Origin of the sequence: Paenibacillus aceti (genome assembly GCF_003614185.1) — a bacterium.
GTDB classification, from domain to species: domain Bacteria; phylum Bacillota; class Bacilli; order Paenibacillales; family Paenibacillaceae; genus Fontibacillus; species Fontibacillus aceti.
Map to the genome: position 1 here is coordinate 146,428 of NZ_KZ987724.1, position 14,794 is coordinate 161,221.

Consider the following 14,794-nt stretch of genomic DNA (forward strand, 5'->3'; position numbering starts at 1 on the left):
ACTTGAAGCGTTTTTTTACTAATCTGGGTATCGTGCAAATCTTTTGTTCGCTGCTCTTAGTCATCGGCATCATGTATGTATCCAATTATTTTGTATTCAAAAATTCGATTTCAGGCATTTACGAGAAGGTAGCACAGAACAATACGCTAGCGGTCAGAACGATGATTCAATCCTTCGACAACAGCTTCCGCTCGGTCAACAACATCATTCATACGATTCATGGTCTTCCTTATAGCAGCCTGGAATCGGAGGAGGATGGTCGTATTGATATGGGGAAGGTGTACACGATGCAGGATAGCATCGCTTCGCTTGCCTCTTCCGCGGATTTCATCGAGGACGTGATTGTGTTCTACGATGATATGGACCTGGCCATCACCTCGATAGGTACGAGCAGCCTGAGTCAGTTATTCGAGAAGAAATACAAGCATGATTTGTATAGCGAGAGCTACTGGCGTTCGTACATCCGGGGCAAGAACAGCTTCAAGCTGATGCCCGGACAATACTTCAAGGTGGCGACGAATTCATCGTGGCAGCGAAAGAAGCTGATGGTTGCTGTCGGCGGGAACAAGATCCGTATCTCGAATAAGAATATCATTATTCTGATCGATGAAGCGGCGCTGCTGAAGCATGTGAACCAGAAGCAGATGATGCCGGGCGCTTCGCTAATTGTTCTCGATCAGGATCGCAGTGTCGTGCTGAGCACAGACGCAGACACCGATCTATCGGGGGTGCTCGACGAGGTCTATTTCAATTCGTCGCAGGAAGCTTCCTTAAAGAAGGAAGATTATCAATACAATTTCTATAAATCGGATTTTAACGATTTTATCTATATCAATAAAGTGCCATATCAGTTCCAGAATATCGATTCGGTCGTTGAGGCGAACGAGATGATTATGATGTCGGCGATCATTTGCGCGGTGCTTCTATCGGTACTGCTGAGCATTTATTTGAATCGGCCAGTGAAGAAGATCATCCGTCAACTCGGCGGTACGAGTCGGGGCAATGATTTCCGCAAAATCTTGAGCGGTGTCGTAAAAATGCAAATGGAGATCGACACGACGAAGGAGCAATTGAAGCAGGCGGAATCGGAAGCGCGGCGCAGCGTCTTTCTGCAGGCGGTCGATGAACACGCTTACTCTGGCGATCAGGATCTGCTGCTGCAGGGCGATTATAGCGAGATGATATGCAGCAAGTATTTTGTATTGACCATGCTGCATTTGAATCAGAAGAGCAAGGATCAAACGCCGTCTATGGCAGTGGAGAGGATCACGGAGGTGCTTGATGCGGCTCTGCGCCGGGTAAGTGGGGATATCCAGGTATTCTATGACAAGAATCTGCATTTTGTAGCGCTGATGGGCCTGGAACCGTCTGCGGACCGGGCAGCTCTGTTGAAGCAAATGGGACGGTTGTGCGCAAGTCTGGAGCAGGAGGAGCTGCAGGGTTACTCCGTGTGGGCCAGCGTGAGCAAGCCGTATAAGACCGAGCTGAGAAATTATAAGCTGGCTTATCGCAGCGCCATGGATGGTCTGTTATATAGAGCTGTGAAGGATTCGTCGAATGTACAGGATGCCGAGAAGATACAATTTGGCTGGAGCCTGTACTTCCCATTCGATAAAATCGAGAAGCTCTCGAACTATATGTCGAACGGCAGGCTGCAGGAAGCGAAGGAGATCATTTCCGAGACGCTCGGGGAGAATGCGAATCGGAATGTTCATCATCATCAGCTGGCTCATATTGCCAAGACGATGTTCCTGTATATGCTCAGGCATGCCCGCATGTCGGCTGGCGCAGATGATGAGCTGTATAAGCTGGAGCAGCAATTTCTGCAGAGGATCGATTATGCTCATGATTATCTGGAAATTGAGAACGCCCTGATCGAAGCGGCGAAGTATATTGCCAAGCACAGCAAGTCTGAGGATACGAACCGGCTTAATCCCAGCTTTATTTCACAGTACATCGAGCTGCACTATATGGAGAACTTATACCTGGATCATATCGCTGAGGTTGTGGAAACCTCGCCTAAATATTTTTCAAGCTATTTCAAGAAGACATTTGGGGTCAACTACGTGGAATATCTTAACAAGGTCAGGCTGTCCCATGCCAGGGAATTGCTGAAGGACAGCTCTTTAACGATCGGGGAAATTGGGGAGAAGACGGGGTATTTGAATTCCTCGACCTTCACGACGACATTCAAGAAGTATTACGGTATTTCTCCAAGTGAATATCGGAAGCAAAATTTAAATGAATAATGCTGGAGACGAAGCGACGGAGGCTAGATTTTACATGACAAACCGACATTCAGAAGTTCGCAATATCGCTAGCCGTGCTGAATTGGACAATGTGTATGACATGCTGGGGAGCGTATTTCCTGTCGGCAGGGATTTCTTCCAGAAGAGATTGGACTATGATTCAACCTATGATCTGTCTACGACCTGGATTGCGGAGCAGGACGGGAATATGGCTGCCACGATCCAAGTGTTCCCTTACGTGGGCCGGGTCGGTACTGCGGCGATGAAGATCGGCGGGATCGGGAGTGTAGCTACTTTGCCCGAATACCGGGGACAAGGGCATAGCAGGCAGATTCTGCAGCGCCTGACGGAATGGATGGAGCAGGAGGAGTACGATCTCTCCTTGCTGTTTGCCGAGATTCACTCCTTCTACGAGAAGTCCGGCTGGAATATCGTTCTGGAGACGATGTATGAATTGAAGGATGTAACCCGATTCGCAGATGTAGAGGCAACCGGGATTGACTATGACATTGTACCATTCGATCCCTCCTATACGGAGGCCGTAGCTTGCCTCTATGAGCAGTTTAATGCCGGGCGCACCGGTACGGTGATCAGACCGCAAAGTCATTGGCATAACCGGCTGAATTGGCCGAAATGGGATGAGGCGAAGTGCCTGCTGGCGAAGCGGAACGGGAAAGTCGTGGCCTATGGTCTGATTACTGCGCCAGAGCAGGATGGGACGGTTTATGTGGATGAAATCTGCTATCGACTGGGCGATGAGCAAGCGCTCATTCCTCTTTTCCATACTCTGGTAGGGCAGTATTCAGGTGTGACGCGCGTTCTGGCCAATGTACCCGAAGACCATGCGCTGACGGGGAGTCTTCTGGCCTGGGGAGCGGTGAAGCAGACGTTGCCGTATATGATGTGGAAGATCATCCGCTTTCAGTCACTATTGGGTAAGCTGAGCGATGTTTTCCAGCATCGGCTGGCGAATAGCGCTATATATGCGGAACAGTCTCTGCAGATCAAATGGGAATGCGCTGGGCAGGAGGCCTATCTTCATTATGCGGAGGGGCAAGTGAGGATAGAGTCTGCCCCTCGTCGGGATGAGAATTATTTTAACATCTGCTTGGATCAGGATGAGTTTATGCGTCTGCTGCTGCAAGGGTATGATGAGTCGGTCTCAGCGGCACAGTATTCGTCTGTACTTGAAGTGCTGTTTCCTAAGCAGGCTTTCGTTTTTTATCTTATGGATCGATTTTAGGGTTATCTCTTTAACGTCTCGCAATAGCTGTTGTCTCGGAGTTATAGGGCTGTTGCGAGGCTGCGAAGGGAGGTGGTAATTCGGTACATTATCGGCTTAATTTGTGATGATTCTTGATCCGAAGAGAGGGGAAGTTAGGATGAGAAAAGTGATGTTGGCCCTATGCCTGATCCTGCTAAGCTCCACGGTCTTTACTTACGGGAGTGCAGGTGTACGGGCGGCGGAGAGCTCGAAGATTACCCTGAGCGGGAATGTCAGCAATGTCCGCGTCGGGGATACATTCCAGCTGCAGATTCATGGGGAGCAGTTCGAGGATTTATTCGCTGTTGAGGTTGTATTAGCTTATGATGCCCAGGCATTGCGGGTGGAGGAAGTAAAAGCCGGAGCAGGGTATGATGCTTATGATGCGTATCAGATCGACGCGACCAAAGGGGAGCTCTATCTGCCCCTGGTCAGAAAGCAACTGCAGCCTAACCCGCAAGCTACCGTTCATCTGGCCGATGTGACGTTCAGAGCATTGCAGGATAAAGGCGTAGAAGTTGAGCTCCAGCGTGTTAAAGCGGTGGGGAGTGCATGGGCTACGAATGAACAAGGCTACAAGGATATGAAAAGGCTTACATCCGAAGTTGGCGATGCGATCGCTGTCCAAATCGAGAAGCAGGATAGCAAGGCGCCGGATTATAGCGGTGGTAGCGGGCAGGCGGGATCTAGTAGTCAGCCAGTTGTGTCAGGTCCTACTATGATCGACGGAGCGAAGGATGTCCTGAAGGAGAAGGACCCGACGAAGGCTGCGGAGAAGCTGCAGGCGCTGCTTAGCGGATTGAAGGAAGAGCCAACAGCTGCAGAGAAGCAGGCATTGCTGCAGGCAGCTGAAGCGACGGTTACAGGGCTTTCCCAGATGCCAGTAAGCAAAGAGGGAACAGGTGCGGATGCCGTCTACGTCATTTCCGCCGCTGACCTTTCTCAGTATGATTCATTGCTTCAGAGTATTATAGCTGCACTGCACAAATGGAAGCTGGATTCTCCGCAAATTGCTCAAGCGCAGCTGCAAGCGGTGATGGAATATACGCTCGCTGGGCGGGATGTCAACAAGCTGGGTGTGTACCATTATGATGAAACTACCGGAATCTGGGAATATGTGCGTGGAGCTATGCACCAGACGGATGCCGCGAAATTTGTGATCAGCGTGAAGCAGGCAGGCAAGTATCGCATTCAGGAATATTCCAAGCCGTATAAGGATATCGCAGGAATCTATGCGGAGGCCAAATATGCGGTTGATGTATTGACCGCGAGACATATCGTGAACGGTACATCAGACATCTTATTCTCACCAAGTAAACAAGTGACCCGGGCTGAGTTTTCTTCGATGATCGTCAGAGCGCTTAATCTGGATCTGCTTGATGCCGTCAACCCGGCTGAGGCTACCTATTCTGACGTAGGAGCAGAGGCATGGTATGCCGAGGATATCGCTGTGTTGCGCAAGCTCGGTATTATTAACGGATTCAGTGACGGTACCTTCAGACCGAATGATGCGGTGACCCGGGAGCAGATGGTTGTGATCGCCATGAATGCCTTACGTAATCTGGAGCTGACTGCGGACAACAGCGTTGCTTCTACCGAGACGTTCGCCGATGCTGGGGCGATTAGTGGCTGGGCGAAGGATTCGGTGAATAAGGCCAGAGAGATGAAGCTTGTATCAGGGATCGGCCAGAACCGCTTTATGCCGAAGCAGCCGACTAATCGTGCGGATACGGCAGTATTCATCTGGAAGATGCTTCAGCAATTGAACTAAGGGAGGAGAAGCGCGAATGATAAACTCCAAATTAAAGCAGCTAGGAAAAATGGGAAGCATGGCCGCCTTGGCTTTATTACTGGTACTGCCGTCCTTCATGGCGATACCTGCGCCGATTCAGGCTTCTACGATCGATCTGGATCTGCTGGCCGATGGCTCGAAGGATGAACCGGGGGATTCGCAGCCCGGCGTCTCTGAGGTTACCAATGGAACTGACGATGTGATCGAGGGCAATGAAGGGGAAGCTACCGAGGAGCCTGTTGGCGAATCGGAGGAAGCAGAGGATGCAGAGAATGCTGAAGGTGCTGAATCGGGTGAACCCGGAGAATCCGCTGAGCCTGTGGACGAACAGAATGATGCTGGGCAAACAGTGGAAGAAGGAGCTTTGACAGATCAGGACGACCAGGTTGTTACGGTGACCCAGACGGTGTATACGGTTGAACCGCTTTTTAATAGTGGCTTTGAGCAGCCGGTAAATACTGATGGGACGATTCCAGGCTGGAGCATGTTTTTTGCGCCAAATGAGGCAACTTCCTATGAAATAACACAGGATGTGCGCTATTACGGCAACTCTAGTCTGAAGCTGGTGGATAAATCAAATACATTGCCAATCTATATGCAAAGCGATGAGCGGCCAATCACTCCGGGGTATGAGTATAATGCTTCTGCCATGATCTATATTGCTCCCAATGCGGGAAATGCAGGTGGAGCAAGCCTGGTGCTGCGTTTCTATGATGAGGCAGGCAAACAGGTTAATACAGATAAAGATGGCGAGAATATTGTTCATTTAAGGCAAGTCGGAGTATGGACACGAGTAACGGTAAAAGGGGTTGCTCCAGCCAATGCGGCTTATGCCAGGGTAGCTGCTTCTATATCCAACTATTTTACGGCGGAGTCCGGTGCGTTTTATGATGACTTTACGCTAACCTCGCCGCAGGAGCAGAAGGTGCCGGGAGCCCTGCACCTGCAAATGCCAACAGGGATCTTAGCGAGCCAGACCCTTGAAGCCAAGGTCATGCTCAGTCGGGCTGTAGACGTGCAGACTGCATCCGGCAGCCTGGCCTATGATCCGATGGTGCTGGAGGCCATTGATGTCGCCGTAGCGGATGATTTTAATGAAGAAGGATTAACGCTTGTAGAATGGAGTCTTGATGAACCCGGAGTTCTTACATTCGCGGTAGCTAAGCCAGAGGGGGCCTCTGTTAGCGAGGATAAGCAGGTACTGAATATAACCTTCAAAGTGCTTAGTGAAGTGGAGAAAGTGGATGTAACTCTACTGCAAGGCGCCGGTGTTCAGGATACCGAGGGAGTTCAGAATAACAAGATTTATGTAAGCAGTGAAGCGGAGAGCGTGAGTTCATATGTCCGCAGAGCTTCTATGGATGTGAACGGGGACGGCAGGATCGATCTCTATGATGTGATGGCGGTAGCCAAGCTGACCGGGCAAATGGTAACGAATGATAACTGGAAATTTGATGTGAATCATGACGGCAGAATTGACCAGGCAGATGTCGAAATGCTGACCGATGTGATCTTGTCACAGCTGCTTGATGAGAAGGAAGGAGGGCAGAGTCTATGAACCTGCGCAGAATAAGAAAACATTCGCTTTCTTTATTACTCATTGTCACGCTGGGACTAAGCTTGATATTGCCATCAGGGGCACAGGCAGCCTCGGAGCAGGGGGGCAAATTATCAAAAATGAAATTTGGAACACCTGTGGAGTTGGGACATCCAATCACTTCCGTATCGATCAATGACGGTGTCATGGGAGTGGAGGATGGCAAGCAGGTTTTGTACACGACGGTCTCGACCACTCCGGCTGTATTTAATGTGATTGATGTGAAGAATAATGAGCGGATTCGCGATTTTGAGCTGGCCGGTGTCGCCCAATCGTGGAGACATGTGATAGCGCCGGATGGAACCGTCTATATCGCCGCCATTACTTCATCGGGGACAGGGGAACTGTGGAGCTATTCCCCAGCTACCAAGCAGGTCCAGAAGCTGACTGTGGTCGGCAGTGAGAAATCGCTATGGTCGATGACGACCGACTCTGCCGGGAATGTCTATGTCGGTACCTTTGATAACGGCAAGCTGTTCCAATATAATCCGACGACTAAGGAATTGAGGGATTATGGCAGCTTGGTAGCAGATCATAATTATATCCGCTCTATGGCTTATTATGACGGCTATATCTATGCTGGCATGGCGATGCCGTTCGAGGTCGTTAAGGTGAATGTGGAGACCGGAGCCTCGGAGATCATTTCTGATGAGGTGCCAGGCATCCTCGGTATAGAGCACGAGAAGATTGAATTTGCCTATGATATGGCGGTCGTGGATAAATATCTCTTCGTCAAAGCTAGCGGAGATAAATCAGGGCTGGTCATGGTGTATTACAACCTTGAAGAGAAGAAATGGGAGAATAAATATATCGGCGTTGATCCTGTTAGCAACAGAGGAGTGATGAGCTACAATCAAATTCCGGTTGCTGACGGTAAAGCCTATGTGCCTGCTCATGGCGGCATTCTGGAGGTTGATCTAGCGACGCTGGAGACGAGAAATACCGGGATCAGCTTCGGCACCTCCTTGCGCGGGGCAGCCTGGGTCAATATGGAGGACCCTGAACTTACCCCGGATCGTACGATAGTGACGATTCAGGCGAATGGGAAACTATCCGCTCTCGATGTTAAAAAAGGAATACGCAAGGATATGCCGGGCGTCGCTGCCAAGGGTGGCCCGATTCCGATTCACAATCTGGAGCGGGGCACAGATGGACGGTTGTATATGACCGCTTATCCGGGTGGAAATGGCGCAGTATTTGACCCGACAACGAATCAAGTCACCAGTATCTCGATCGGTCAAGCCGAAGGAATTATCTCGGTTGGCAATAAAGTGTATTACGGCATCTATCCCGGCGGACATATCTATGAAGTGGATATTTCCGGTGAGAGGCTGAGTGATCCCAAGCTGCTGTTCACGATCGGTTCTGATCAAGACAGACCGTATAAAATGGAGTATGCAGATGGTAAGCTGATTATCGGCACAATTCCGAACTATGGGGAGTTAGGCGGGGCACTGACGATTTACGATCTGGCAACAGGTGAAAAGCAAGTTTATCGCGATATGATCAAAGACCACAGTATTATTGGCCTGGCTTATAAAGATGGGAAAATCTATGGCTCAACGACGAAATCCGGCGGATTGAATACGATGATGCCGAAGAATAACCCGGAGGTATTCGTTTGGGATATCGCGCAAAAGAAAATGACGATGCACACAGAGCTTACTGCTCTTAAAGGACTAGGTACACACCGCATGATCAGCGGCCTCACCATAGGCCCGGATGGCTTGCTGTGGGGCGGGGTCGACGGAATCCTGTTCGCCCTGAATCCAGATGATCTATCCATCGTAAAGCAGAAGAATATATACACTGATGTGAAGGACTACGGGATGTGGCGTCCATACTACTTCCGCTGGGGCGAGGACGGACTGCTCTACGCTGGACTGGCAAACCGGATGACGGTAGTTGATCCAGATACTATGGAGTACCGCTCATTAACACCGAGTAACTTCGAGATGAGCTTCATGACGCTGGCCAAGGACGCCGAAGGACATGAGCAAATTTATTACTCGAATAGTACGAAGCTGATGATGATCCCGATTACCGAGTCAACCAGCGTACAGACCTCCGTACGAAATGGTTGCTTCGAGGAGCCGCTCCATGCGGATGGAACGATTCCGGGCTGGAGCAATGCGAATACCGCTTCCGAGGTCAAGTTCAGCCTGTCGAAGGAACGCAGCTACTGCGGAGATTCAGGCCAGAGCTTGAAGGTTTTTGATGAGGTGCAAGGTGATCGAGGAATAGGTAGTTATCTTAGCGATCCGGTTCCGGTAGTTCGCGGCGGTGAATATACGGCCGCAGCCAAGCTGTATATTGAGCAGGGGCTGATTGAAGGTACAAGAACGGATGATTCTGGGATCGTGTTATATTTTTATGATAAGTCAGGTAAACAGGTCGGTTCAGCTAGTGGCACGGTGATCAAAGGCATGCCGCAAAAGGAGTGGATCGACATCTCTGCGACCGGGGTGGCACCGGAGCAAGCGGCGTATGCGCGAATCGCCTTATATTCCTCGGCATGGAATATGATGATTGGATATTATGACCATGTGATCTTCGAGGGGCAATCCGCAGGCAGCTTGGAGTTGAAGGTTGATGGTGAAATCATCGTAGGGGAGACCTTTAACGTGACTTTGCAGGCTCAAGATGTGACTGATCTGTATGCCGTGCAGGCAGCCCTCGAATTTGATCCCGCTCTTTTTGAAGTGGTAGATGTACAAATGGCTGGAGACTTCGGCTCCGCTTCCAACGCCTATTTAGGCTGGAATCAGGATAAGACGAAGGGCAAGCTCAATATTCTAGCTACCCAGTTAGGAGACCGGGTGCTAGGCGGTAGTGTGGATATTGCTCAAATTACAGTGAAGTCGAAGCAATTTGCCGAAGCTGCACATCTGGTTATAAGTAAAAAATCGCTATTTACTGATAAGAATGCGGACATCACCAAGCTATCCCATTCGTTGTCTGACGATGTGAAGCTTGGCATACAGTTTGGTTATGCTGCAGAAGACTTGAACAAGGACCATAAGGTCGATGCCCAGGATGCGGCGCTGATGGCTAAGCAACTAGGCAAGCCAGTGGATGACAGCAACCGGATGCTGGACGTGAACGGCGACGGAATTCTGGATATCAGCGATCTGGCGCTGGTCGTACTGAAAGCGCTGGAGTAAGCCGTTAAATGACAAGGGGCCGTCCAATAAGCCTCTAAAATAAAAAGTTGGGCGGAGAAACGTCATGTTTTCTGTCCAACTTTTTTTGTGGGCCAAAGCCACAATCCCCAAACTCCGTATTTTTTCGCGTCGGCTTCGATCCTTGTACCATCTATTAAGCTTGCGTGGCGCAAGAGACAAACACGGACGGTCAGGACACTCCGCTGATCTAGCGGTCACAAATGTCCGTTAGAGCCTGAAAACGACCACTACCCACCTCTAACGGACACTTTTGACCCTTAGAAGCACAAAATGCCATTTTTCACGAAAACTTCCCTTGTAATGGACATTATTGTCCGTTACAAGGGCGGAATGCCACAGAATCAACGCTAACGGACATTTATATCCGTGTCCGAGTGATCTGGCCAGAACAGGGGGATGTTCACATCTTTAGGCACGCAAAAGAGGCGTCTTTCAAGTCGGAAGAACGACTTTTGAGACAGCCCCTTGTGATCTGTTTTATAATCTAGCTTCTGAATTCAATCTCTTCCGCAAAATCCTTGAATACAACCACCTGGTTCTTCAGGCGGGATCTCTCGGCTGCGAAGGACATCAGATGGCTCTGCACCGACACACTGGCTGAGGATAATCCCTCGTGGATTCGATCCTCACGAACGAGCTTGACGAAGTTGCCGATCAGTGCGCTGTCACCACCGCCATGATCATCGACGCCTGATTCCAGAGGGATTAGCTCCTTCTGACCCGTAAGGAAGTCGGTAACTTCAATTTCACATTTATTGAAGGACATAATACCCTTCACCTCGCCGCGAGTACCCATCAATTTGATCGTTCTTGCGTACTCATTCGTGAATGCGCACATCGTGAAAGCCGCCGTAACGTTATTTTCAAATTCGATATTAACTACTTGATGATCGACCACATCATTGTCGCATTTATAGACGCAGCGACCGTAAGGTCCTTCCTGAAGTGCCTTCATCGTTCCTTCTTCGCTTACATCATTGGTGAGCGCATAGCGCCAGCCCTCGTTAGCAAGATAGAATCTCGGAGCGAAGAACGGGCATTCCTCCGCATGAGGACAGCCGTCAGTACAGCGGTCGGTGGCTTGAGGCGGCGCATTCTCCGCCTTGAAATGGGATAGCGAGCCGAAGGAGGATATACTTCTGCAATCGCTTCCAGCCAGCCACAGCAGAATGTCCATATCATGGCAGGATTTGGCCAGGATCATCGGGCTGGACTCCTCTGAATTCCTCCAATTGCCGCGGACATAGCTATGAGCCTGATGCCAGTAGGCCACATTCTCATTATGCTGGATGGAGACGAGGTCGCCGATTTTTTTGTCCTCGATGATTTTTTTTAGTGTCCCGAAAAACTCCGTATAGCGCAATACATGACAGATATTGAATATGCGGTCGTATTTAACAGCATGCTGCCCCAACTTCACAACCTCAATCGGGTCTGTAGACATCGGCTTCTCCAGCAGGAGATGATAGCCCGCTTCAAAAGCCTTGATCGCTGGCTCGAAGTGGTATTGATCCTGAGTACAGATCAGAGCCGCATCCGCGAGCTTAGGCTCACGCAGCATCTCCTCCCAGGACGTATAGCAAGCGGAATCCGGAAGGTTATGGGCCTTCTGAAAAGCCTCTCTTCGGCCTTGATCAGGCTCGGCGATTGCGACGAATTGCAGCTCTTCCGGATGCTGTAGTGCGTAGGTGGCATAAGCCAGAGCGCCGCGGTTCCCGGCACCGATCAGTACGGCTGTAACCTTTTTCATGAGAAATCTCCTCCATTGTCGTCATTCAGAATACATAATACACGGGATAAACTATATTTACATCGTGTAACTACCTACCTCCATATTATTATGGTGTTAACACTGTGTCAACCTTATTAATCGCTATTAAATCATCGGGCAGATGATAGAGTTCATACCTGACCGGCTTGTATTGAATTCAGCTGATGGATAGTGTACGCTAGGCAACATAAAGGCTATTTACGCGATGGATATAGTGTGAACACAGAATAGAAGATGGCCTAATAGATGGCGAAGATTGCGAACTAGTGGTGAACGTGAAGAATAGAGAAGCGGAGGGATAAGATTGGGAACCAAATGGGAGCAGGAATTGGATCAAATGCGCAAGCAGCGGCGGGAACAAATTATGGAGGCTACCTATGATCTCGTACTGGAAAAGGGGCTTATGTCTATCACCATTGTCGATATCGTCAAGAAGGCGGAGATTAGCCGGGTCACTCTCTATAAATATTACAATTCGATCCACGAGATCGTGTTTGATATCCAGATCAAGATATTGAATGAAATGAGTGGTCTACTGGACGAAAAGCTAACAGGGAAGAACGGGCTTGAGAAGCTGCAGGATTATTTTGCTACCTTTATTCGTATGTACCGGGCTCATCCGGACTACTTCTGCTTTGCCGCTATGTTCGACCAATTCTATCAGTCCTCTTATCCGACGCCGGAATTGGAGGAAAGGTATCAGAGCTTCACCAAGCAGGGAATCGTTCGCATTGAACAAATTATTGAGGAAGGGATTCGCGATGGATCGATTCGCAGGGAGACGGACCCGGTGATGATGGCGCAGATCCTGTCGCATATCATGATGGGCACAACCCAGAGAATTGCCGTGCGCAGCGAAATTTACAAGACGGAGAGCAAGGTGGACTCGAAGGAAATGCTCAACTATTTAACGAACTTCCTGACCTCTTCCTTAGCTGCGGATTCTGCGGATGGACGATAGCGCTACATAGTAGGCTGGAACGGGAGGCGTTAGTTTGCTGCATAATTGTGGTGGTGTGGAATGGTGGCTGATTCGGCATGGTTTGACCAGATGGAATGTGGAGCACAGGTATCAGGGGCATAGTGATGTGGACTTATTGCCGGGGGAGGAGAATGGTCTCGTTTCGTTGCGAGGTGAGCTTGCGGGGATGGGCTTTGCCGGTGTATATTGCAGTGATCTGAAGCGTTGTCGGCAGACCCTGCAATGGATCCGTCCTGATCTGATAGACCAAGTCAGCTACGATGCGCGCCTGCGGGAATTGAACTTCGGTGCCTGGGAAGGCCAGACCTATGAAAAGCTGAAGCATGATCAGCGCTACCGAGCCTGGATTGACGATCCCAAGCGGTATACCCCGTCCGACGGCGAGTCGTGGGAGCAGTTCCATGGACGCGTTACCAGCTTCTATAGCGAGTTGATGCAGGTGTCTAAGGAGCTTGCGGACAGAAGCGTTCAACCGGGGAGGACCGACGAATTTGGGCCTGGTCAGCAACGGAGCAAGAACGAACGAGAGCGTCGCCGAGCGGTTCTCCTGATCGTCACCCATGGCGGCGTGATATCCTTGCTGAAGACGCTTGTGAGTCCAGACATAGGCTTCTGGGATAGTCGGGTTTCACCTGGGGAGATCGTCAAGCTGCAAGTCTTCTAAGAGTTAACTTCGCGGAAAGGAATGAAGATTTTTATGAAGCAGCCGGAACACTCTGGTCGTTATATATACCCTTTTGCCTGCCATGAGACCGAGCGTGATCTGTGCAGAATGGAGCTGCAGGCGCTATTTGGGCAGACTGTCGGGCCGCATACCATTGTGGACACTACCCTACGGATCGATCCGAGCCGCAGCCCATTTTTTTCGATGCGGATGGATGTTGTGGTGAGTGAGGCGGATTGGGAGGAATTGCTGGAGCAAGCGGCCGCGTTGGAGATCGGGGATCATACTTTCAAGGTAAAATATATTAAAGATGGTGACCCATGCAGCTATGAGCAGCAGAGACAGTTTGAGCGCCTGGTAGGAAATGTGATTCGCGGTCAGGCGGAGATGCGCACGCCCGATCTGATTTATGGCTTGCTGGTCAGGGACGGACGTTGGACACTGGGCAGATGCTATCCAGCGCGGTCGATCTGGCTCGAGCATAAGCATAAGCCGCAAAATTATTCGACCGGACTAAGCACAGCCGTCGCTCGCGCATTAGTGAATATAGCCGCGCCGCAGCCGGCGGGAAGGCGGATGATTGATCCCTGCTGTGGCATGGGCAATGTGTTGATTGAGGCTCTCTCGATGGGAATACAGATTGTCGGCCGAGATATTAACCCGCTGGCGATCCAGGGGGCGCGCACGAATTTGCACTATTTTGGCTATGATTCCGAGGGTTTGGTGGAAATCGGTGATATGAACGAGATTCAAGGGCATTATGATGCCGCTATTCTTGATATGCCTTATAACCTTTGCTCCGTGCTTCCGCGCCATGAGCGAATCAGGATGCTGGAGAGCCTGAAGCGGTTCAGCGGCCGATCAGTAATCGTATCTTCAGAGCCGCTAGAGGAGGAGATCCGTGAAGTCGGCCTGGAAATCATCGACCAGGGGCAGGTCGCTAAGGGTTCTTTTGTCCGGAATGTGTGGCTTTGTCGGAGCGAATCTCGGGGTGAATAAAGGGTATATTGTGTTCATTCTCCTTTTCACCTATAATCCAATAGAGAAGATAGCCTTGCTTCAAGCTAATTAAATTTAATGCTCGTTGGTCCTGAGTCGGTGCGATTAGCGCCATGCGCTCGGGTGAAAAGGGAAGCCGGTGTGAATCCGGCGCGGTCCCGCCACTGTAACAGGGACGAAGTCCAAATGCCACTGTCCACAGGCATCCGCCTGCGGGATGGGAAGGCGGGCTTCAAGTCGATTCCCCTGTAAGCCAGGAGACCTGCCGCGAGTAGATGAGACGGTCCTTCG

9 protein-coding genes and 1 riboswitch are annotated in these 14,794 nt (G+C 50.3%); of the genes, 8 read left to right on the forward strand and 1 reads right to left on the reverse strand.

The window, feature by feature from the left end:
* Positions 1–2: 2 nt before the first annotated feature.
* From BFJ94_RS00615 to BFJ94_RS00635, 5 genes are all read left to right on the forward strand, one after another.
* Positions 3–2,249: a helix-turn-helix domain-containing protein gene (locus tag BFJ94_RS00615; protein ID WP_120460224.1), complete on the forward strand. Its 2,247-nt coding sequence runs from the start codon at positions 3–5 to the stop codon at positions 2,247–2,249.
* 34 nt (positions 2,250–2,283) lie between these two features.
* Positions 2,284–3,492, forward strand: coding sequence for a GNAT family N-acetyltransferase (locus tag BFJ94_RS00620; protein ID WP_162944097.1), 1,209 nt, complete (start codon positions 2,284–2,286; stop codon positions 3,490–3,492).
* Between the two features lie 139 nt (positions 3,493–3,631).
* Complete coding sequence (locus BFJ94_RS00625; RefSeq protein ID WP_162944099.1) at positions 3,632–5,284, forward strand: S-layer homology domain-containing protein; 1,653 nt, start codon at positions 3,632–3,634, stop codon at positions 5,282–5,284.
* Between the two features lie 16 nt (positions 5,285–5,300).
* Positions 5,301–6,863, forward strand: coding sequence for a cohesin domain-containing protein (locus tag BFJ94_RS00630; protein ID WP_120460231.1), 1,563 nt, complete (start codon positions 5,301–5,303; stop codon positions 6,861–6,863).
* Positions 6,860–10,066 (forward strand): cohesin domain-containing protein, encoded by a 3,207-nt coding sequence (locus tag BFJ94_RS00635; RefSeq protein ID WP_120460233.1) that lies wholly within the window; start codon positions 6,860–6,862, stop codon positions 10,064–10,066. Before BFJ94_RS00630 ends, BFJ94_RS00635 begins: the two co-directional genes overlap by 4 nt.
* Positions 10,067–10,571: 505 nt before the next feature.
* On the opposite strand, the gene BFJ94_RS00640 is transcribed toward BFJ94_RS00635, so the two are convergent.
* Positions 10,572–11,837, reverse strand: a complete 1,266-nt coding sequence (locus BFJ94_RS00640) for a Gfo/Idh/MocA family protein (protein ID WP_120460235.1) — start codon at positions 11,835–11,837, stop codon at positions 10,572–10,574.
* A gap of 325 nt (positions 11,838–12,162) precedes the next feature.
* Between BFJ94_RS00640 and BFJ94_RS00645 the strand changes: the two genes are divergently transcribed.
* From BFJ94_RS00645 to BFJ94_RS00655, 3 genes are read left to right on the forward strand one after another with little or no spacing between them, the layout of a single operon-like run.
* Positions 12,163–12,819 (forward strand): TetR/AcrR family transcriptional regulator, encoded by a 657-nt coding sequence (locus tag BFJ94_RS00645; protein WP_120460237.1) that lies wholly within the window; start codon positions 12,163–12,165, stop codon positions 12,817–12,819.
* A 34-nt stretch (positions 12,820–12,853) separates the two neighbouring features.
* Entirely contained in the window at positions 12,854–13,504 is a 651-nt protein-coding gene (locus BFJ94_RS00650) for a histidine phosphatase family protein (protein ID WP_229716803.1), read from the forward strand.
* A 33-nt stretch (positions 13,505–13,537) separates the two neighbouring features.
* Positions 13,538–14,503 (forward strand): TRM11 family SAM-dependent methyltransferase, encoded by a 966-nt coding sequence (locus BFJ94_RS00655; protein ID WP_240431884.1) that lies wholly within the window; start codon positions 13,538–13,540, stop codon positions 14,501–14,503.
* Positions 14,504–14,571: 68 nt separating this feature from the next.
* Positions 14,572–14,787, forward strand: a riboswitch (cobalamin riboswitch).
* Positions 14,788–14,794: the final 7 nt, after the last annotated feature.

Coding starts and splice junctions, on each gene's coding strand:
- BFJ94_RS00640 (WP_120460235.1), bottom strand. CDS start 11,837: ATGAAAAAGGTTACAGCCGTACTGATCGGTGCCGGGAACCGCGGCGCT.
- BFJ94_RS00630 (WP_120460231.1), top strand. CDS start 5,301: ATGATAAACTCCAAATTAAAGCAGCTAGGAAAAATGGGAAGCATGGCC.
- BFJ94_RS00655 (WP_240431884.1), top strand. CDS start 13,538: ATGAAGCAGCCGGAACACTCTGGTCGTTATATATACCCTTTTGCCTGC.
- BFJ94_RS00620 (WP_162944097.1), top strand. CDS start 2,284: ATGACAAACCGACATTCAGAAGTTCGCAATATCGCTAGCCGTGCTGAA.
- BFJ94_RS00625 (WP_162944099.1), top strand. CDS start 3,632: ATGAGAAAAGTGATGTTGGCCCTATGCCTGATCCTGCTAAGCTCCACG.
- BFJ94_RS00635 (WP_120460233.1), top strand. CDS start 6,860: ATGAACCTGCGCAGAATAAGAAAACATTCGCTTTCTTTATTACTCATT.